Origin of the sequence: Streptomyces sp. AC512_CC834, assembly GCF_019049325.1 — a bacterium.
Classification (GTDB): Bacteria; Actinomycetota; Actinomycetes; order Streptomycetales; family Streptomycetaceae; genus Streptomyces.
The window spans coordinates 1-246 of record NZ_JAGMUO010000095.1 but is presented as its reverse complement, the minus strand read 5'-3'; the positions used below and the strand labels follow the sequence as shown (position 1 = coordinate 246).

Genomic DNA, 246 nt, shown 5'->3' with positions numbered 1-246 from the left:
AGCACCGTGAGGTGTGGAGGTGACCGGTACTAATAGGCCGAGGGCTTGTCCTCAGTTGCTCGCGTCCACTGTGTTGGTTCTGAAACCACGAACAACCCCATGTGCCACACATGGTGCGGTTGAGAGTTTCATAGTGTTTCGGTGGTCATAGCGTAGGGGAAACGCCCGGTTACATTTCGAACCCGGAAGCTAAGCCTTACAGCGCCGATGGTACTGCAGGGGGGACCCTGTGGGAGAGTAGGACGC

General features: G+C 56.9%; 1 rRNA gene. It reads left to right on the top strand.

Features of this window, described 5'->3' with window-relative positions:
• Positions 1-137 precede the first annotated feature (137 nt).
• Positions 138-246: ribosomal RNA gene (gene rrf / locus KUM40_RS27495) — 5S ribosomal RNA — on the top strand; the annotation flags it as partial.